The organism is Sphingobium sp. DN12 (assembly GCF_051058005.1).
GTDB lineage: Bacteria > Pseudomonadota > Alphaproteobacteria > Sphingomonadales > Sphingomonadaceae > Sphingobium > Sphingobium yanoikuyae.
In genome coordinates this window covers 2,768,778-2,787,022 of record NZ_CP173717.1, presented here as the reverse complement: position 1 = coordinate 2,787,022, position 18,245 = coordinate 2,768,778, and the positions used below count along the sequence as shown (strand labels likewise).

The 18,245-nt window shown below is 65.8% G+C and carries 20 protein-coding genes; 19 read left to right on the top strand and 1 reads right to left on the bottom strand.

Annotation, left to right across the window (positions count from 1 at the left end):
- Positions 1–176: 176 nt before the first annotated feature.
- Positions 177–1,100, bottom strand: coding sequence for a flagellin (locus ACI6S0_RS13245; protein WP_434403310.1), 924 nt, complete (start codon positions 1,098–1,100; stop codon positions 177–179).
- Positions 1,101–1,412: 312 nt separating this feature from the next.
- On the opposite strand from ACI6S0_RS13245, the gene ACI6S0_RS13240 reads away from it, so the two are divergent.
- The 19 genes from ACI6S0_RS13240 (at position 1,413) to fliS (ending at position 18,180) form a co-directional block, all read left to right on the top strand.
- Positions 1,413–2,690: a sigma 54-interacting transcriptional regulator gene (locus ACI6S0_RS13240; RefSeq protein WP_004208193.1), complete on the top strand. Its 1,278-nt coding sequence runs from the start codon at positions 1,413–1,415 to the stop codon at positions 2,688–2,690.
- 13 nt (positions 2,691–2,703) lie between these two features.
- A complete protein-coding gene (fliE, locus tag ACI6S0_RS13235; protein ID WP_010338848.1) occupies positions 2,704–3,063 on the top strand; it encodes a flagellar hook-basal body complex protein FliE in 360 nt (119 codons plus the stop codon).
- 3 nt (positions 3,064–3,066) lie between these two features.
- Positions 3,067–4,812 (top strand): flagellar basal-body MS-ring/collar protein FliF, encoded by a 1,746-nt coding sequence (fliF, locus tag ACI6S0_RS13230; RefSeq protein ID WP_434403309.1) that lies wholly within the window; start codon positions 3,067–3,069, stop codon positions 4,810–4,812.
- The gene (fliG, locus tag ACI6S0_RS13225) at positions 4,805–5,821 is read left to right on the top strand and encodes a flagellar motor switch protein FliG (protein WP_004208190.1); all 1,017 of its coding nucleotides are present in this window, start codon (positions 4,805–4,807) and stop codon (positions 5,819–5,821) included. The genes fliF and fliG overlap by 8 nt, the downstream gene beginning before the upstream one ends.
- The gene (locus ACI6S0_RS13220; RefSeq protein WP_434403308.1) at positions 5,814–6,455 is read left to right on the top strand and encodes a FliH/SctL family protein; all 642 of its coding nucleotides are present in this window, start codon (positions 5,814–5,816) and stop codon (positions 6,453–6,455) included. Before fliG ends, ACI6S0_RS13220 begins: the two co-directional genes overlap by 8 nt.
- Complete coding sequence (locus ACI6S0_RS13215) at positions 6,452–7,780, top strand: FliI/YscN family ATPase (RefSeq protein ID WP_010338846.1); 1,329 nt, start codon at positions 6,452–6,454, stop codon at positions 7,778–7,780. Before ACI6S0_RS13220 ends, ACI6S0_RS13215 begins: the two co-directional genes overlap by 4 nt.
- The gene (locus tag ACI6S0_RS13210; protein ID WP_010338845.1) at positions 7,777–8,202 is read left to right on the top strand and encodes a hypothetical protein; all 426 of its coding nucleotides are present in this window, start codon (positions 7,777–7,779) and stop codon (positions 8,200–8,202) included. The genes ACI6S0_RS13215 and ACI6S0_RS13210 overlap by 4 nt, the downstream gene beginning before the upstream one ends.
- Position 8,203: 1 nt before the next feature.
- Entirely contained in the window at positions 8,204–10,357 is a 2,154-nt protein-coding gene (locus tag ACI6S0_RS13205) for a flagellar hook-length control protein FliK (RefSeq protein ID WP_434403307.1), read from the top strand.
- Between the two features lie 34 nt (positions 10,358–10,391).
- Entirely contained in the window at positions 10,392–11,063 is a 672-nt protein-coding gene (locus ACI6S0_RS13200; protein WP_004208185.1) for a flagellar basal body-associated FliL family protein, read from the top strand.
- Between the two features lie 48 nt (positions 11,064–11,111).
- Positions 11,112–11,996, top strand: coding sequence for a flagellar motor switch protein FliM (locus ACI6S0_RS13195; RefSeq protein ID WP_004208184.1), 885 nt, complete (start codon positions 11,112–11,114; stop codon positions 11,994–11,996).
- Positions 11,993–12,331: a flagellar motor switch protein FliN gene (fliN, locus tag ACI6S0_RS13190; RefSeq protein ID WP_004208183.1), complete on the top strand. Its 339-nt coding sequence runs from the start codon at positions 11,993–11,995 to the stop codon at positions 12,329–12,331. Before ACI6S0_RS13195 ends, fliN begins: the two co-directional genes overlap by 4 nt.
- A gap of 83 nt (positions 12,332–12,414) precedes the next feature.
- Positions 12,415–12,678, top strand: coding sequence for a FliO/MopB family protein (locus ACI6S0_RS13185; protein ID WP_004208182.1), 264 nt, complete (start codon positions 12,415–12,417; stop codon positions 12,676–12,678).
- Positions 12,679–12,718: 40 nt separating this feature from the next.
- The gene (gene fliP, locus ACI6S0_RS13180; RefSeq protein WP_169863187.1) at positions 12,719–13,456 is read left to right on the top strand and encodes a flagellar type III secretion system pore protein FliP; all 738 of its coding nucleotides are present in this window, start codon (positions 12,719–12,721) and stop codon (positions 13,454–13,456) included.
- 10 nt (positions 13,457–13,466) lie between these two features.
- Positions 13,467–13,739, top strand: coding sequence for a flagellar biosynthesis protein FliQ (gene fliQ, locus ACI6S0_RS13175; protein ID WP_004208180.1), 273 nt, complete (start codon positions 13,467–13,469; stop codon positions 13,737–13,739).
- Complete coding sequence (gene fliR, locus ACI6S0_RS13170; RefSeq protein WP_004208179.1) at positions 13,736–14,518, top strand: flagellar biosynthetic protein FliR; 783 nt, start codon at positions 13,736–13,738, stop codon at positions 14,516–14,518. The genes fliQ and fliR overlap by 4 nt, the downstream gene beginning before the upstream one ends.
- A 3-nt stretch (positions 14,519–14,521) precedes the next feature.
- Positions 14,522–15,658: a flagellar type III secretion system protein FlhB gene (gene flhB / locus ACI6S0_RS13165; RefSeq protein ID WP_434403306.1), complete on the top strand. Its 1,137-nt coding sequence runs from the start codon at positions 14,522–14,524 to the stop codon at positions 15,656–15,658.
- Positions 15,659–15,768: 110 nt separating this feature from the next.
- Positions 15,769–16,248, top strand: coding sequence for a hypothetical protein (locus ACI6S0_RS13160; RefSeq protein ID WP_010338839.1), 480 nt, complete (start codon positions 15,769–15,771; stop codon positions 16,246–16,248).
- 101 nt (positions 16,249–16,349) lie between these two features.
- Positions 16,350–17,762: a flagellar filament capping protein FliD gene (gene fliD, locus ACI6S0_RS13155; RefSeq protein ID WP_004208176.1), complete on the top strand. Its 1,413-nt coding sequence runs from the start codon at positions 16,350–16,352 to the stop codon at positions 17,760–17,762.
- Positions 17,763–17,778: 16 nt separating this feature from the next.
- Complete coding sequence (gene fliS, locus ACI6S0_RS13150) at positions 17,779–18,180, top strand: flagellar export chaperone FliS (RefSeq protein ID WP_004208175.1); 402 nt, start codon at positions 17,779–17,781, stop codon at positions 18,178–18,180.
- Positions 18,181–18,245 lie beyond the last annotated feature (65 nt).

Below are 18,245 nucleotides of genomic sequence, written 5' to 3'. Positions count from 1 at the left end.
GTGCCTGTAATCAAACGCGATGAAGCCCCCGCCCGGGGGGACGGAGGCTTCGAATTTGGCCGTTTGATCGAAGGTGTTACCCCCGGCACGGTGGGGACTGTTGATGTGCCGGGGGTGACATGGCGGGTTGCCGGTGACCAATACCTCAACCCGTCATTTTCGGTGTCCGATCCGGATTACTGGATCAGCTTCATGACGTTCTGCTGGCTCTGGTTGGCCTGGGCCAGCATCGCGGTCGATGCCTGGCTCAGGATCTGGGCCTTGGCGAGCGCGGTGGTCTCGGTCGAGAAGTCGGCGTCCTCGATGCGGCTGCGGGCGTCGGTCAGGTTGGTGACGTTCGCGGTCATGCTGTTGACCGTCGATTCCAGGCGGTTCTGTGCCGCACCGAGATTGGCACGAGAGGTGTCGATCTGCTGAAGCACAGAGTCATAAGCCTTCAACACCGTGTCGAGGTCGAACTCAGTGGCCACGACCGGGGTGGCGCCAGCCGGGGTTTTCGTCACATCGGTTTCAACTGTGACAGTTCCGGCACCGATCTTGACGATATCGCCCAAGCTGGCGGCAACCTCTGCGCCCGCAGTATCGTTGAAAGTCTGCGTGGTCAGGTTGCCCAGATCGATCTCGATCGCATCGCTCGAATTGGTGCCGGCCTGGATGCTGATCTTGCCGGCATTGCCGCCGCTACCGTCAAAAAGCTTGATGCCATTGAAGCTGGTGTCGGAGATGACCTTGCTGATCTGGGTCGACAGGGCCGAAATTTCCGACTGGATGTTCGTCTTGGCAGTGTCGTTGTTCGTGCCATTGCCGGCCTGGACGGTCAGTTCACGCATGCGCTGCAGCATGTTGCTGACTTCGCCCAGAGCGCCTTCTGCGGTCTGCGCCAGGCTGATGCCGTCATTGGCGTTGCGGATGCCCTGGGTCATGCCCTTGATCTGCGAGGTCATCGACGAAGCGATGGCGAGGCCGGCGGCGTCGTCCTTGGCCGAGTTGATGCGCTTGCCGGTCGACAGGCGCTCCATGGCGGTGGACAGAGCCTTGCTGGAGGCGGCCGAAGCATTGGTGGCCCGCAGCGCCGACGAGTTGGTTCCGATAACAGTCATGATATTCCCTTTCCGTTCATCAGGTCGCTGTCGTCTGACGCTTGCGGCCTCGAAAGGGGATAACGGCGGGCCGCGAAAAGCTTTTAGGGGCTGATGCGATTTTTCTGGAAAAAGACGGAAAAACAGCCCTCTACGCGTGCGCGTATATATAGAGTGCGATTTTTCTGCCGGCGGAGCGGAAAAAAATTGCCGGTCACCGGCAAGTTAATGGCCGCGTTAACCATCTAATAACCACGTAGGCGTAAATTTAAGTCATCGAAGGGGGTAGGGGCGTGCGGGGGCACAAACCTGCCAAGACACTGGGGACAGTTCATGTCATCGCTTGACGTGAGCCGTGGGGTCTGCGCGCTCGTTCCGGGCTTGCAGCACTGGCTCGAAAATGCCTTGTACACGGTGCGGATCGTGGATGCGCAGAGCCCGCGGGAGCGGGATAGCCGCCGCGTCCTTCTCGCGACCGAGATCGGCCATGCCACCCATCGCGATATCCTCATCAATCTGGTCGACGGCAAGCCGTCGCTGGTGCCGGCGGCCAATGGCCTGCCCGCCCGCGTCGCCTTTGGCCTCGAAGACATGGGCTTTGCCTTCGCGCTGATCGCCGAACTGGCCCGTCCGGCTTCGGTCCCGGCGGTTGGCGATGCCGCCAGCGCCCGCCTGATGACGCTCGCCGGCCGCGTGGCCCGCAGCGATGCCACCGTCCTGATCCAGGGCGATACCGGCACCGGCAAGGAAGGCATGGCGCGCTTCCTTCATACCCAGTCCGGCCGGGTCACCCATGACTTCATCGCCGTCAACTGTGCCGCGCTGCCCGAAACCATGATGGAAGCCATGCTGTTCGGTCACAAGAAGGGCAGCTTCACCGGCGCATCCAATGCCTCGGATGGCCTGTTCCTGGCCGCGGACGGCGGCACCCTGTTCCTCGACGAAATCGCGGAGCTGCCCCTCGCGCTCCAGGCCAAGCTGCTGCGTGCCCTCCAGGAAGGCGAAGTGCTGCCGGTCGGCGCCACCCATCCGGTGCCGGTCAATGTCCGCATCGTCGCCGCCTGCAACCGCAACCTGGCCGACGAAGTCGCCGCCGGTCGCTTCCGCGAAGACCTTTACTGGCGCCTCAATGTCATGGCGCTGGAACTGCGCCCGCTGGCCGAACGTCCCGGCGACATCGCCGCGATCGCCGCCGCCATGCTGCTGCGCCACCAAGATGCCGGCAAGGACGGCTTTGTCTGGCCGACTGCCGCCGCGCTCGACAAGCTGGCCGCCCATCGCTGGCAGGGCAATGCCCGCGAGCTGGGCAATGTGCTGCAGCGCGCGCTGGTGCTGCGCGACGGTGAACGTATCGAGGCCGACGACCTGCATGTCGCTGGCGCGCCGCAGCCGCTGCGTATCGTTTCGGCCGCGCCGGTTGCCGCAGTCGCTGCCGCGCCGGCCGAACCGATCCGCCTGCGCGACGTTGCCCATCATTCCAAGCTGGAAGCGATCCGCACCGCCCTGCGCGAGACCGACGGCCATCGCGCCGCCGCCGCCCGCAAGCTGGGCATTTCCGAACGCACGCTGCGCTATCGGCTCGCCGAGATGCGCGAGCTGGCTGCGGCTTAAGGAGGGTTAGGGCATGACCGGTATCTCTCCCACCGACAGCGTGATGGCGATGCGCAATGCCATCCTGCAGAAGAACGCCGCGCTGCGCGACGTCGCCTCGACCGGCAATGTCGGTTCGGCTGGCGGCGCTGGCGCAACGCAGGGCACGGCGCCTGGCGGCTTCACCGATGCGCTCAACAACGCGCTCCAGCAGGTCAACGGCCTGCAGACCCAGGCCGGCGATGCCGCCTCGGCGTTCGAGCGGGGCGAAACCACCGATATCGCTGCGGTCATGCTGGCCAAGCAGCAGGCGTCGGTCAGCTTCGAGGCGACCCTCCAGGTCCGCAACAAACTCCTGTCCGCCTACAAGGACATCATGAGCATGCCGGTCTAACCCATGAGCGAGAACGCACTCACCATCGATGGCGGCTCGGCCGCTGCCCCGGCCCTCCCGGCCGTCACCGGTGTCAGCTTCGGCAATGCCAAGGGCGTGGACGCGCTCAAGGCGCGCTTCGCCGGCTTCATCAAGCAGCCGGCCGTGGCCAAGAGCCTGCCGCTGCTCGGCCTGCTCGGCACCGTTGCGGTGGCTGGCGCGGCCTGGCTGGCCCTGCGCGAACCGCCGCAGCGCGACCTGTTCCGCGGCCTGCCCGATGGCGACAAGTCTGCCGTCGCCCAGGTGCTCGACCAGAATGGCATCAAGTACGACTTCGACAATGCCGGCGGCATGACCGTTGGCGAGGGCGACTATTTCAAGGCGAAGATGATGCTCGCCGCCCAGGGGCTGCCCAAGAGCGCGCCTGACGGCAACAGCATGATCGACAGCCTGCCGATGGGCGCCAGCCGCGCGGTCGAGAATGAGAAGCTGCGCGGCGCCCGCGAGACCGACCTCGCCCGCACGATCGAGGCGATCGACAGTGTCGAGAGCGCCAAGGTTCATCTCGCGGTCGAAGCGCCCAGCGTCTTCCTGCGCGAACGCACCAAGCCCTCCGCCTCGGTGATGCTGCGCCTGTCGCAGGGCCGCACGCTCACCGACGCACAGGTCAGCGCCATCGTTCATCTCGTCGCCTCGTCGATCCCGGAACTGAACCCGGAAGATATTTCGGTCGTCGACCAGAATGGCCGCCTGCTGAGCAATAATGACGGCAATGCCGCCGACGATCGCCAGCTCGCCATCCAGACCCGGATCGAGGATCGCTATCGCCAGTCGGTGGTCGCGCTGCTGACCCCGATCCTGGGCGACGGCAAATTCTCGGCCGAAGTTCATGCCGAACTGAATTTCGCCGAACGCCAGGCGACCCGCGAAAGCTTCCCCCAGGACGAGGCGCGCCTGCGTGCCGAGCAGGGCAGTTGGTCGTCGGACGAGCGGGGCCAGAAGGCTGGCGAGGCATCGGGCATCCCCGGCGCGCTCAGCAACCAGGCGCCGGTCAACCCGACCGTCACCCAGACCAATCCCAATGGTCAGGCGGTGCAGCAGGGCCAGACCGCCGAGCAGCAGCCGGCCACCCCCGGCCTGCCGCCGATGAAGACCGAAGAGACCTTCAACCGCAGCTTCGAACTGGGCCGTGAAGTGTCCGTCACCAAGGACGCTGTCGGCACCGTCAAGCGCCTGTCGGTTGCGGTCGCGCTCGACACCGGGGCTGATGGCAAGCCCCGCTCGGCGCAGGAAATCGCCGCGCTGGAGGCCCTGGTGAAGGGGGCCGTCGGCTTCGATCAGGCCCGTGGCGACGTGGTCGCTCTGTCGGCCCGCAGCTTTGCCAAACCCGAAGAGGTCGTCGCCCCCTGGTATGAGGCCGACTGGATGTCGCCGCTGGTCCGCAATGTCTCGGCTCTGCTGGTGGCGCTGCTGGTGATCTTCGGCATCGGTCGCCCGCTGCTCAAGCGCCGCGCCGCCGCGCAGGAGGCACAGGCTGCGCAGGCGGCCGAAACCGGCCAGCGCATCGGTCGCGAAATTTCCGGCGAACTGCAGAAGCAGGCCGTCGTCAATCCCGATCCCAGCCGTCCGGTGACGCTCGACATGATCTCGTCCACCTATGACTATGCCCAGCGCGCCGACCTGATCCGCAATTTCGTCAAGCAGGATCCCGATCGCGCCGCCCTGGTGGTCCGCGACCTTCTGAAGGAAGGGAAGAAGGAAAATGCCTGAGATCGTCCCCGGCCGTCCCGAGGCGCTCAAGGGCAGCGCCGCCGCCGCCGTCCTGCTGATGCTGTTCGATGAGGATGAAGCCGCCCAGATCCTGTCGCGCCTGGAGCCCGAAGAAGTCCGTCAGCTCGGCTATGCCATGTATGATGTGCAGGATGTCGATCCCGAGGAAGTGAACGAGGCGCTCGACCATTTCGTCACCAAGGCCAAGAAGCGCACCACCATCGGATATGGCGCGACCCGCCATATCCGCGGCGCGATGACCAAGGCGCTGGGCGAGGAACGGGCCGAAACCATCCTGGCGCGCATCACCCCGCCGACCCGCTCCACCCAGCTGGAAATGCTGAAGTGGATGGATGCGAAGGAAATCGCCGTCCTGATCGAGATGGAGCATCCGCAGATCATGGCGATCGTGCTCGCGCATCTGGAAGCGCCGGTTGCCGCCGACGTGCTGCAACTGCTGCCGACCGAATATCAGGAAGAGATCGTCTATCGCATCGCCACGCTCGGCCCGGTGTCGAACGAGGCGCTGGACGATCTGGAGCAGTTGCTGCTGCGCGGTCCGGTCAACAAGCAGGGTGCGGCGTCGCAGCGCGGCGGCACGGTCGAAGCGGCCGCGATCATGAACAATGTCCGCAAGGACAATGAGCAGCGCATCATGAAGGCCGTCGCCAAGCGCGACAAGATGATCGCCCAGACCATCGAAGAGGAAATGTTCGTCTTCGATAACCTGATCGACATGGATGACAAGAATCTGGGTACGCTGATGCGCACCGTCGACAGCCAGGTGCTGGTCGTGGCGCTCAAGGGTGCGAACGACATGCTCAAGGCCAAGATCTTCAGCTGCATGTCGGCCCGCGCCGCACAGGCGATCGCCGACGAGATCGAGGAACGCGGCCCGATCCGCCTGGCCGAAGTCATCGACGCGCAGAAGCTGATCATCGCCACCGCCCGCCGCATGGCGGATGCCGGCACCATCATGCTGGGTGGCAAGGGGAACGACTTTGTCTAAGATCTGGGCCGCCGAAGCCAGCCACGACGTATCGAGCGTGCCGATGATCGGCGTTGGCCAGGTGGCCAGCAACGGCTTCCGCAGCCTCTATTCGGCGCTGCCCGGCGACGTCGTCGCGGCGCCCGCCCGCGCCCCGATCCATGCCGAACCGGAAACCGACCCGATCGACGAAGCCCATATGGCGGGCTTCTCGCAGGGTTTCGAGGAGGGCTATCGCGCCGCCGGGGAAGATCAGGCGAACGAGATCGAGGCGCGCAACCGCCTGACCGCCGCGCTTGAAATGCTGGCACCGGCGCCCAGCGGCAGCCTGTCGACCATGTTGTCGGCCACGGTCGTCCGCCTGGTCGAACAGATTGTCGGCGAAGTGGAGATCGATCTCGACCGGCTGACCCAGCGCTGCGAAGCGGTCGCCGCCTTCATCGACGACAGCAGCGACAAGAGCGCGCTGCATCTGCATCCTGACGACGTCGCCTTGCTCGAAGGCGAGCAGATCGGCGTGCCGCTGGTGTCGGACAAGAACATGCAGCGTGGCTGCGTGCGCCTCGAAACCGCCGACGGCTGGGTCGAGGATGGCCCGGACGTTCGTCTGGCGCGCCTGCGCGCCCTGATGGACGACATGGAGGGTAAGGCATGATCCGCGCCGAACTGGCGCAGGCCGAAACCCTGTTCGAGCATCTTCAGGTCCAGAACCGCCAGCCGCGCCATGTCGGCCGTCTGGTCAGCCATGATGCCGGCATGCTGGAAGTCACCGGCTTCCGCCGTCCGATTGGTTCGGGCGCCCGTGTCCTCGCCAGCGACGGATCGGTCTGCCGCGCTGAAGTCGTCGGCTTTCGTGGCGAGCGCACTTTGCTGGTGCCGCTCGACGCTGACGCGCCGCTGGAAAACGGCATTCGTGTCGAACCCGACAGCCAGGCCAACATGGTGCAGGTGGGCGAGGGGCTGATCGGCCGCGTCATCGACGCCATGGGCCAGCCGCTCGATCGCAAGGGGCCGATCATCGCCGGCGGCGTCTGGCCGCTCAACGGGGTGAAGGGCAATGTCCTCGATCGCGGCCGCGTGACCGAGCCGTTCGACCTTGGGGTCCGCGCCGTCAACGCGCTGCTGACCGCCGGGCGCGGCCAGCGCATCGCCATCATCGCCGGTTCGGGCGTCGGCAAGTCGGTGCTGATGGGCCAGATGATCGCCGGCGCGGAAGCCGATATCGTCGTCACCGGCCTGATCGGCGAGCGTGGCCGCGAGGTCAGCGACTTTCTCGAAACCAAGCTCAAGCATGCGATGCACAAGAGCATCGTGGTTGCCGTGCCGGCCGATCATCCGCCGGTGCTGCGCCTGCGCGCCGCCGCGCGCGCCACGGCCATCGCCGAATATTTCCGCGCTCGCGGCAAGAAGGTGCTGCTGCTGATCGACAGCCTCACGCGCTGCGCCCATGCCCAGCGCGAGATCGGCCTGGCGCTCGGCGAACCGCCGGCGATGAAGGGCTATCCGCCCTCGGCGCTGGCGCTGATCCCGCGCCTGGTCGAACGGGCCGGCGTCGACGCCCGCACTGGCGGCTCGATCACTGCGCTCTACACCGTTCTCGCTGATGGCGACGACACCGACGATCCAATCGTCGACGCCGCCCGCGCGATTGTCGACGGCCATTTCGTCCTGTCGCGCAGCCTGTCGGAACAGGCAATCTTCCCGGCGATCGACATCGGCAAGTCCCTGTCGCGCGTCATGGCCGACGTCGTGCCCGACGAGCATCGCCAGGCCGCTGCCGCCTATCGCCGCCTCTGGGCCGCCTATGAGGAAAATCGCGACCTCATCCTGATGGGCGCCTATCGTCCCGGCAATGATCCGGTGATCGACGAGGCGGTGCAGCGTCGCCAGGAAATTCTGAATTTCATCCGCCAGGACCAGAAGAGCCGGATCGACCTTGATACCAGCGCCAACGCGCTGATCGCGGAGTTCGGCGCGTGAAGGGGCTGGTGTCCCGCCGCCATCGCGTGCTGCGCGTGCGCCATGTCCAGCATGCCATGGCCATGGCCGAGACCGCGCGCGCCCGTGACGAGGCGGAGGGGATCGCCACCAACCTGGAACGTCTGCGCCGGGTGCGGGGCGAGCTGTTCGGTGTCCAGGGCGGCGCCACCGGCGCCTCCTTCGCCTCGATGCAGGAACTGGCCAGCCGTCTGGAGCAGGCCGGTCGCCAGCTCGACGGCGCGCTCTACGACGCTCGCCGCAAGGTGGAGGCGAAGGAAGGGCTCAGCATCGCGGCCAACCGCGAGAAGGAAATTGCCGCGCGCCTGAAGGATCGGGCCCGCGTCGCGCTGGAAGAATGGCGCGAGAACAAGCTTGCCGCGTTGCCGCGCTATCGCCGCATGCAGCGCACGGGGGACAATTGACATGACCATGCTCGCCAGCCTCAAATCGCTGCTCTTCTCCTCGACGCCGCTGGCCGGTGCGACGACGGCCGCTGCTTCGGCGGTTGCCGAGGGTGCGGCCGACTTCGCTGCACTGCTGGGCGATGTCGATGGCGCGTCGCAGCCGGCTGCGCCTGCCACGACCGTGGGCGCGCCAGCCCTGCCGGTGGAAGCGACGATCGAGGGTGATGCGCCGGTCGTGACGCCCGAAGCAATCGAGGCGCCGGCTCTGCCGGACACCGCCGAATTTCTGACCCAGCGGGCCATGCCGGTCCAGCCGGCCGCAGAACCGGCGTTGCCGGTCGTTGCGGCCGCTTTGCCGGTTGCAGAGCCGGTCCTGCCCGTCGCTGCGCCGGTCCAGGATCAGGCGGCCGTTGCGCCCGTATCGGCCGAGCCCGCGCCGATCGTCCTGCCCGAAGGCGAGGCTGTCGCCGAAGCCCTTCCGCTGCCTCTGCCGATCCCGGCGGTCGCGCCTGCGCCTGCCGATATCCGGACGCCGGCGCCGGTTCCGACCGCCGATGTGGCCCTGCCGCTGCCGGTCGACGCTGAAGGCGCGATCGCGCTCGCCCTTGCTGATGCTCCGATCAAGACCACGCTGACGCACGCGCCGCAGCCTCTGCCGGCTGCGATGGCCGCGCCCGAGGCTGACGACATCGTCGATGCTGACAGCGAAGCTGACACGGTGACAGCCGATGCGCCCGTCGACAGCGATGCGCCGATTGTCGCCGATCCGATTGCCCATTCCTTGCCTGCTGCACTCCCCCCCTTGCCGCAGGCGCCGATCGATGCCCCCGCATCTTCGGCTCCATCCGCGCCGACCCGGGAGATGCCTTTGAGTGTGTCTCCTTCGCTGTCACCTTCATTGTCCCAAACCCAGGCCCCTTCGAAACCGGCCGTGGGACAGGAAGCGGTGATGGCCCCGGTGGTCGGCGCGGATGGGCAGGATGACCAGATCGTTGCAACGCCCGTGGCGGCGCCTGCAACGACGCCTGAAATGACGCCCGAACTGGTCGCTGCGATGATCCCGGCCCAGCCTGCGCCAGCCGCCAACGCGGCCCCGAATGTCGTGCAGGCCCCGGTCCAGGCCGCCCCGCAGCCCGCGATGGCACCGCGCCCGGTCGAGCAGGTCATGCCCGCCGTCGCTGCGGCGCCGGAGGTCAACCCTGACACGCCCGCCGAAATGGTCGTGGCGAGCGCCAAGCCGACCGAGAAGACCGCGCCTGCGGCTACGACCAGCAGCCCGGATGAGGGAGATGTCGAGATCGCATCCGCCAGCACCGACATCCCGGCCGCGCCCGTGGCCGCCAAGCCGGCCAAGGCGGAAGCCCTGTCGCTGCTGCAACTGGTGCGCGACCATATGAACCGCCGGACGACGCCGGTGCGCGACAGCGCCGAAGCGGCAGCGCCGATCAGCGATCACACGCCGGACAAGGCGGCCACGGCCGTCGATCCGCTGGTCGCCGCCACCCCCGCCGCGGCCCATCGTGGCGCGGACATGGCCGTGCCCCAGGCAGCCACGCCCCAGACCCCTTCGGTCACCCCGGCGGCGATGCCGACGGTTGACCTGTCGGCCAGCCTTGGCCAGCAGGTGGTCGATATGGGCGTGTCGGGACAGTGGATTGATGGGCTGGCCCGCGACATTGCCGGCCTGTCGGCCAATGGCGCGCAGGGCCGGTTCCAGATCAACGCCGACCAGCTTGGCCCGATCCAGGTCGATATCCGCCAGGATGGCGATGGCGCGGCGGTCAGCCTGACCGTCGCCAGCGAGGCGGCGGAAATGGCGCTGCGCCAGGATAGTGACCGGCTGAAGCTGGACGCCGGCCTTGCCGCCGTGCGCATCCATGAAGTGAAGATCGAGCGCGCGCCGCATGTTGCCGAAACAGCCAAGGCCGATGCCAATGGCCAGGCCGGCAGCCAGTCGAACGGCCAGCAGGGCAATGCATCCCAGCAGCAGGGCGCCTGGCAAGGTGCCGGCCAGATGGCGGGCCAGTCGATGGGCCAATCCTCGTCGCAGGGCCGCTGGCAGGGCCGTGAAAATAATGGCCTTGGCCATAAAGCCGGGAGCGATCCGGCCGTTCTTAACCATGGTGACACCGGCGATAGCGCCGGTGACGTCCGCCGCGCGCGCTACGCCTGACGGCCGGGACGGGATATTCCAGGGGACGTGAACGATGAGCGATGAACCCAAGGCGAAGAAGAAGAAGGGTGGGGGGATGAAGCTCATCCTGCTGGTCGCCGTCGCCATGGTGGTGGGTGGTGCCGGCGCTGCGGGCGGGCTGTACGCCGCCGGCTTCTTCAGCCCCAAGGCCGAGGGCCCCAAGGAAGATCCCAACAAGCCCGTGCTCGTCCTGGCGGGCGAGGATGCGCAGGCTGTCGCCACCGCCCATGGCTGGGCCGGTGAAGGCGGCGGCGGTGGTGGCGAAGGCGGTGGCCATGCGAGCGCCGGTGGCGAGGGGCATGCCCCGTCGGCCGCCCATGCGCCGGGCAAGGGCATCGACCTGCCGGCACCAAGCAATCCGACCGCCTATCAGGCCACCTATTTCCAGCTCCAGGCGCCCTTCACGTCGAACATGACGGACACCGACGCCTTCGCCCAGATCACCGTCGCGGTGTCGACCTATTATGACTATCGCGTGATCGCCGCGATCAAGATGCACGAGATGGCGATTCGCAGCCAGGTGCTGATGATGCTCGCCGAACAGCCGGAGGAGCAGCTGGTCACGCCCGACGGCAAGCGCATGCTGCAAGGAAAAATCCGGGGCATCATCAACGATGTACTCAAGCAGAAGACCGGCTATGGCGGTGTCGATAACGTTTATTTTACCAATTTCGTTATTCAATAGCGCTGCCTGAACGCTGGGAAGTCCCCTGGCCGAGGGCAGGGGACAGACATGAATCACGTTCAATCCTTCGCCTTCGGGCGGGGAGACGCGCAAGCTCCGGTAATGCTGTCGGGCCTCGACCGGCTGGGTGAAAAGCTCGGCCGGCGTATCCGTGCGCTGATCGAACCCATTTCCGGCATCCGCCCGCATGTCGCGGCCGAGGATGCACGGGTCGTGGAGTTTGGCGCCTGGTCGGCCGGCGCGCCCAATTTCTGCAGCCTGTCCATCTATCGCCTGCTGCCCCTGAAGGGGCAGATGCTGCTGTGCATGGACGCTACCATGATCTCGACCCTGGTCGACTGTTTCTATGGCGGCCTTGGCAACCGGGCGCTGCCCGCGCGCGGCGAATTTACTCCGACCGAGGACCGGCTGATCGCCCGCCTGTCCGAAACCATCATGGCCCGCATGGTCGAATGCTGGTCCGAAGTCCTGCCCCTGGAACCCGGCCTGCTGCTGCGTGAAACCGGCATCGGCTTCGCTGCCGCTGCCCAGCCCGCCGACCAGATGGTGGTGCAGCGCTTCCGCGTCGGCCTGGACCGGGATCGCGAATGGTCGATCGACATGGTCTTCCCGCTGGCGGCGCTGCGCGGCGTCGAGGCGCTGATGGGCAGCAAGGTCGCAAGCGACGACGAGCATGTCGATCCGGTATGGCAGGCTCGTGTGGCGCGTCGCATGCGCGACATCCGCCTGCCGGCCCGCACCGTGCTGGCGCGCCCCAATCTCTCGCTGGCGGAGCTGATGCAGCTCAAGGCCGGGGACATCATACCCGTGACGATCGGCCGCAGCCTGCCGCTGATCGTCGGCGACAGGATCGTCGCGCACGGCACGATCGGCGAACAGGATGGCCGTGCCGCCTTCCAGATTGAAAAGATTGCACAGGGACCGGAACAATGAGTGATATGAGCGACGCCCCGATGATGGATCCCCGTGGGGAAGACAGCGCCAGCCGCATGGCGGCGAACCGCCAGTTCAAGCTGCTGGCCGATATTCCGGTGCGCATGTCGGTGGAGGTCGGATCGACCTCGCTGCGCCTGGCCGAAGTCATGGACCTGGCCGAAGGCAGCATCGTGGAACTGGATCGCCAGGCCGACGAACTGCTCGACATCATGGTCAATGGCGCGCTGATCGCGAAGGGCGAGGTCGTGACGGTGAACGGCCGCTATGGCATCCGCATCGTCGATATCGCCGCCACCGAAACCCGCATGGCCGGGGTCGAACGGCGCGGCTGATCGCAGGGCCGTGCTTTTGCGCTTGCCTTGCGGCCCATTCTTGCGGATCGGATGACGCATTAACCTAAACGCGGGGCGCGTGCATGTTCTGGTATTTCGTCAAATTGCTGATCCTGCTGCCGCTTGTGGGCGGCATGGCCTTTGGTGCCTTGTGGCTGTGGCGCAAATATCAGCCCGGCATGATGGTCGGCCAGAATGACCGGTCGCTGAAGCTGCTGGAAGCGCTGCCGATGGGCACGTTCGGCAAGCTGGCCGTGGTCGAGTTCGAGGGCAAGAAGATCCTGTTGTCGGTTACCCGTGGTCGGATCGAGAAGATCGCGGAAGGCGACCCCTATCGTGCGCGCTAGTCACTGGCTGGTCGGCGGCATCCTGCTGACCGTCGGGCTGATGCTGGTCGATCCTGCGCTGGCGCAGGCGGTGCCGGCCGCGCCGGCGCCGGTCGACAATGGCGGCGCGCTGACCCGCGCGATGGGACAGATTTCGGGCGACGGCCGCTCGCTGTCGCTGTCGTTGCAGATCCTCGTCCTCATGAGCCTGCTGTCGGTCCTGCCGTCGCTGATCCTCATGATGACCAGCTTCACCCGGATCATCATCGTCCTGTCGCTGCTGCGCCAGGCGCTGGGCCTGCAACAGACGCCGCCTAACCAGGTGCTGGTGGGGCTTGCCCTGTTCCTGTCGCTGTTCGTGATGCGGCCGGTGATCGACCAGATCAACGGCCAGGCCTATGATCCCTATGGCAAGGGCCAGATATCGATCGAGGAAGCGGTCGGCCGTTCGGGCAAGGTGCTGCACGGCTTCATGGCCAAGCAGACGCGCGAGAGCGACCTGAAGCTGTTCGCCAACATGGCCGAGGCCCCGGCCTTCCGCACGCCTGACGATATTCCCTTCACGATCCTGCTGCCGGCCTTCGTCACCAGCGAGTTGAAGACCGCGTTCCAGATCGGCTTCATGATCTTCCTGCCCTTCCTCATCATCGACCTGGTGGTCGCATCGACCCTGATGGCGCTGGGCATGATGATGCTGTCGCCCACGATCATCTCCATGCCCTTCAAGCTGTTGCTGTTCGTGCTGGTCGATGGCTGGGCGCTGACGATGGGGTCGCTCGCCGGCTCCTTCGCGACATAGGAGGGCGGCAATGGAGAATGCGGATTTCTTCATGGGCCTGGCACAGCATGCGCTGTGGATCACGGCGCTGGCGACGGCGCCGATCCTGATTCCGGCGCTGGTCGCGGGTGTGCTGATCGGCATGGTCCAGGCCGCGACGTCGATCAACGAACAGACGCTCAGCTTCATTCCCAAGATTCTGGTCGTGGGGGCGATGCTGACCCTGTTCGGCGGGTCGATCATGGTGCTGATCGCCGACTTCACGCGCGAGATATTCGAGCGGATACCGGACCTGCTGCAATGATCGCACCCGGCTTCGCAGGCGTCGAGACGCAATTGTGGATCTGGCTGATAGCCATGATCCGCCCTGGTGCGGCCTTTCTGGCCGCGCCCGTCTTCGGTGCGCCCGCGATGCCGCTTCAGTTGCGCCTGATCCTCTCGCTCGCGCTTGGCATGGCCGCCCTCAACAGCGTCACCATCCAGTTGCCGCATGACGGCGTCGCCAGTTTCGAAGGCGTAATGCTGGTCGCCGGCGAAGTGCTGACGGGCCTTGCCATGGGTTTTGCCGTGCAGATCGGCTATTCCGCCGCCTTTGTCGCTGGTGAGGCGATTGCCAACACCATGGGGCTGGGCTTTGCCGCGATGGTCGATCCGGGGTCGGGGCAGGGGACGCAGGCGGTCGGCCAGTTCCTGTCGATCCTCTCGACCTTCCTGCTGCTGGCGATGGACGGCCATCTGCTGCTCGTCAGCTTCGTGGTGCAGAGCTACAAGGCGCTGCCGCCGGGCGCGGCGATGCTCAGCAATGATGCGGTCTGGCACATGATCCAGTTTGGCGGCTCGCTGCTGGGAGCCGGGGTCACGATCGCGCTGCCGGTCGGCTTTGCGCTGGTGCTGGTGCAGATCGTCATGGGCATGCTGGCGCGCACCGCGCCCGCGCTCAACCTGTTCGCCGTCGGCATGCCGATGGCAGTGATGGCGGGACTGGTGCTGCTGGCGATGGCGGTGCCGGTGATGGGCGAGGGGATTACCATCGCGCTCAAGTCGGGGCTGGAACAGGCCCGCGCCATCTCGGAAGGACGCTGAGCCATGGCGGGCGGATCCGAGGGCGGCGAAAAGACCGAAAAACCGACACAGAAGAAATTGCAGGATGCCGCCAAGGAAGGCGATATCCTCCAGTCCCGCGAACTGGGGACGGCCCTGGTGGTGATGGCCGGCATCGGCTGGCTGGCGGTCGCGGGGCCGGGCCTGATCGACGCGCTGTCGGGCATGCTGACGCGGGCGTTGCGCTTCGGGCGCGAGGATATCGTGAACTTCTCGCCGGTAACGCGCGGCACCGGCCTGTTGGCGGACATCGCGCTGCCGGTGGGCGGCGTATTGCTCGCGACCTTCTTTGCCGCGATCGCGGCGCCGGCGCTGCTCGGTTCGCTGGGCTTTCGTCCCGGCGCCTTCGCGCCCAAGGCGTCGAAGATGAATCCGGCTTCTGGCCTCAAGCGCATGTTCGGCGCACAGGGGCTGATCGAACTGGTCAAGTCGATCGCCAAGGTGGGGCTGCTGGGCGCGGTCGGCTTCTGGATGATCTGGGACCGGCTGACCGCGATCATCGGCCTGGGCAAGGCGGGGGTCGGCAATGCGGTCAGCGACCTTGGCAACATGTTCATCCTGGTCTGCCTGGTAATGGCAGGCGGGCTGTTCGTGATCGCCGGCATCGACGTGCCCATGCAGATTTTCCAGCGCGCCAAGCGGCTGGGCATGAGCAAGCAGGACATCAAGGACGAGCATAAGGAAAGCGAAGGCTCGCCCGAACTCAAGGGCCAGATCCGCCGGCGCCAGTTCGAGGTGCTGAACGGATCGACCCGCCAGGCGGTGGCGGAGGCCAGCGTCATCATCACCAACCCGACCCATTTCGCGGTGGCGCTGCGCTATCGGCCCGGCGTGGATGCCGCACCGGTCGTGGTCGCGCGCGGCTGTGACGCGATCGCCGCCTCGATCCGCGAACTGGCCGAGGATCATGGCGTGTCGGTGCTGCAATATCCCGAGCTGGCGCGCGCCATCTACTTCACCTCGCGCGCTGGCGAGATCGTCAATGAAGGCCTCTACATGGCGGTGGCGACGGTGCTGGCCTTCGTCTTCCGGGTCGAGAACAAGATGGCGACGGAAATGGACCGTCCGTTCATTACCGTGCCCGAAGATCTGCGTTTCAATCCGGATGGAAAGAAATTGTAGAGAATTTGCTGATACTTGGCAGTTGATCGAAGAATTAGGGCGATGGTGAATTAAAGTTTAGCCACGCTTGTCCGTATTCTGTTTACGGGGACGCATTAGGATGGTGCGTCATGAACGAGTATTTTTCGCGTAGCGAGATTTCGCCAGTGGATCGGAGCGTCGTTCGCGCGCCGGTGCCGGCTGCGGCCGTTCAGCCGGTTTCAGCGACGGAATCGGCAACCGAGCAGGGCAACATGTCTGCCAGCGATGCGCGCAGGCAGGAGAGTTTTGCGGTCGATATCGTTGCGGTCGACGAGGATGCCGCCGGCGCCGCCGAATATGCGCGCATCCATGCCCGGATCGCCGATATCCTGGCCGATATGCGCGCCGGGCAGGGGGATGTGTCGGTCGATGGCGCATCGGCCGCCGTCCAGGCGATGATGCCGCAGCCCTTCATCTACATTCCGCTGCCGCCCGCCACCCGCGAGGCGGTGGAGCAGGCCGCCGATCTGGCCAAGCGGATCGCCCAGCAGGCCAGCTATGCCTATGCGGCCCAGGCGCATGTCGCGCGCGGAACCGTCGACCAGATCCTGTCCGCATCGGCGATCTGATCGCGGCCATGCCCGCTTTTTTGCGGGCTTTGCCATCAGCTTGAAAATCATTCCTAAACATCTTCGCGCTACGGCCGTTCTCTCATTTGAAAGGACGGCCCATGGCAACGACGACGACATCGGTAGGGAGCAGCATCCTGTCGGCGCTGGGTGCCAATTCGGGCATCGACACGAGCGCGCTCGTCACCAGCCTGGTCAGCGCCACCCGCGACCCGCGCCAGTCCGCGATCACCACCCAGCAGACGACCAACAATGCCCGCATCTCGGCGCTGGCGTCGGCCATCAGCTCGCTCGACACCTTCGCCGATGCGCTCACCAGCGTCCTGTCGGGTGCCGAATATACCGGCACGCCCAATTCGACCAACACCAACATCGCGTCGGTCAGTCTGCTGAGTGGCGGCACGCCGACCGGCATGCCGGCACAGCTGGTGGTGAAGTCGCTGGCGACCGCCCGCATCTTCGCCTCGACCTCGACCAGCGGCGCCACCAGCAGCACGGCGGTCGGTACCGGATCGCTCACCATCACGACGGCGGGTGGCAAGACCGCGACGATCACCGTCGATTCGAGCAATAACAGTTTTTCCGGCCTGGCTTCGGCGATCAACGCGGCCGACATCGGCGTGACCGCGAGCGTCGTCACCGATGCGCAGGGCACGCGGCTGGTGTTCAAGGGCGAAACCGGCGCGGCCAATGATTTCACCATCACCAGCTCGGCCAGCAGTTCGACCAGCGTCCTTGCCGGCCTCAACAGCAGCGCGATGACCTCGACGTCGGACCCGGCCAATGCGAAGATCACGCTCGACGGCACCGATTATGAATATGCCAGCAACACCATCGACGATGCGATCCCCTATCTGCGGATCGAACTGACCGCGGCGGACGTCAACAGCACGGTCAACCTGACCATGACCCAGCCGACCGCGACGATGAAGGATCTGCTGCAGGAATTTGTCGACGCCTATAATACGCTGATGAAGGCGCTGAACACGTCGACCTCGACCGGGACGGATTCATCGACCGCGGGCGTCCTCAACGGTGTGTCGGCGGTGCGCGACATGAAGTCGCAGCTCTCGAAGATCACCTCGACCCAGCTGGCTTCGACCGGCAGCTACAAGACGCTGGCCGATATCGGCATCGCGACCAACCGCGACGGCACGCTGACGCTCAACACCGACACGCTGGACAAGGCGCTGGCCGCCGATCCGGCGGGCATCACCAAGATGCTCAATCCCGCCAAGTCGACCGCCGACAATCTGGGCCTGTCGGGCCTGATGGACAGCGTGCGCGACAATATCGAGCTGGACAACGGCCCGATCAAGGCGGCGCAGGACCGTTATGAGAAGCTGGCCGACAGCCTGACCGAACAGCTCGAAAAGCTGGACGAGGACATGGCCGACTATGAGACGCGCCTGACTTCCATCTATTCGGCAATGCAGACCAAGCTGTCTGCGCTCAACGCAACCCAAAGCTATCTCCAGCAGCAGATCGATGCCTGGAACAAGAGCGACAGTTAATCGGGGACTTTGAAACATGTTCTATAATCACAGCTTTGCGGGTACGGCAGCGGCACGGCGCTATGCGGCGGTGCATTCGGGCAGCCGGATCGAGGGCGCCACGCCCCACGCGCTGGTCAAGATCCTGTTCGACGAACTGCTGATCGCGCTCGATGCCACGGCGCTGGCCGAACGCAATGGCGACCGGCTGAAGGTGTCCGACAAGCAGGCGCGCGCCATGTCGATCCTGTTCGCGCTGGAAGCGAGCCTCGACTTCGACAAGGGCGGCGACATCGCCACCGGCCTGGCGCGCATCTATCGCGAGGCCCGCCGGCTGCTGCTGGTCAGCGCCAAAGAGCATGATGCTGCGCCGGTCGAGCAGGCCCGCGCCATGGTCGGCGAGATTGCCGATGCCTGGAGCCAGATCGGCCAGCCCTGATCGCTCACGGGACGATCAGTCCATAGGCTGCCGACTGGCCCGGTTGCGGGGTTGCACCCCCTTCC

Excerpts from the sequence above, each read along its gene's own strand:
- ACI6S0_RS13245 (WP_434403310.1), bottom strand. The coding sequence starts at position 1,100 with ATGACTGTTATCGGAACCAACTCGTCGGCGCTGCGGGCCACCAATGCT.
- ACI6S0_RS13240 (WP_004208193.1), top strand. The coding sequence starts at position 1,413 with ATGTCATCGCTTGACGTGAGCCGTGGGGTCTGCGCGCTCGTTCCGGGC.
- fliE (WP_010338848.1), top strand. The coding sequence starts at position 2,704 with ATGACCGGTATCTCTCCCACCGACAGCGTGATGGCGATGCGCAATGCC.
- fliF (WP_434403309.1), top strand. The coding sequence starts at position 3,067 with ATGAGCGAGAACGCACTCACCATCGATGGCGGCTCGGCCGCTGCCCCG.
- fliG (WP_004208190.1), top strand. The coding sequence starts at position 4,805 with ATGCCTGAGATCGTCCCCGGCCGTCCCGAGGCGCTCAAGGGCAGCGCC.
- ACI6S0_RS13215 (WP_010338846.1), top strand. The coding sequence starts at position 6,452 with ATGATCCGCGCCGAACTGGCGCAGGCCGAAACCCTGTTCGAGCATCTT.
- ACI6S0_RS13205 (WP_434403307.1), top strand. The coding sequence starts at position 8,204 with ATGACCATGCTCGCCAGCCTCAAATCGCTGCTCTTCTCCTCGACGCCG.
- ACI6S0_RS13200 (WP_004208185.1), top strand. The coding sequence starts at position 10,392 with ATGAGCGATGAACCCAAGGCGAAGAAGAAGAAGGGTGGGGGGATGAAG.
- ACI6S0_RS13195 (WP_004208184.1), top strand. The coding sequence starts at position 11,112 with ATGAATCACGTTCAATCCTTCGCCTTCGGGCGGGGAGACGCGCAAGCT.
- fliN (WP_004208183.1), top strand. The coding sequence starts at position 11,993 with ATGAGTGATATGAGCGACGCCCCGATGATGGATCCCCGTGGGGAAGAC.
- ACI6S0_RS13185 (WP_004208182.1), top strand. The coding sequence starts at position 12,415 with ATGTTCTGGTATTTCGTCAAATTGCTGATCCTGCTGCCGCTTGTGGGC.
- fliP (WP_169863187.1), top strand. The coding sequence starts at position 12,719 with ATGCTGGTCGATCCTGCGCTGGCGCAGGCGGTGCCGGCCGCGCCGGCG.
- fliQ (WP_004208180.1), top strand. The coding sequence starts at position 13,467 with ATGGAGAATGCGGATTTCTTCATGGGCCTGGCACAGCATGCGCTGTGG.
- fliR (WP_004208179.1), top strand. The coding sequence starts at position 13,736 with ATGATCGCACCCGGCTTCGCAGGCGTCGAGACGCAATTGTGGATCTGG.
- flhB (WP_434403306.1), top strand. The coding sequence starts at position 14,522 with ATGGCGGGCGGATCCGAGGGCGGCGAAAAGACCGAAAAACCGACACAG.
- ACI6S0_RS13160 (WP_010338839.1), top strand. The coding sequence starts at position 15,769 with ATGAACGAGTATTTTTCGCGTAGCGAGATTTCGCCAGTGGATCGGAGC.
- fliD (WP_004208176.1), top strand. The coding sequence starts at position 16,350 with ATGGCAACGACGACGACATCGGTAGGGAGCAGCATCCTGTCGGCGCTG.
- fliS (WP_004208175.1), top strand. The coding sequence starts at position 17,779 with ATGTTCTATAATCACAGCTTTGCGGGTACGGCAGCGGCACGGCGCTAT.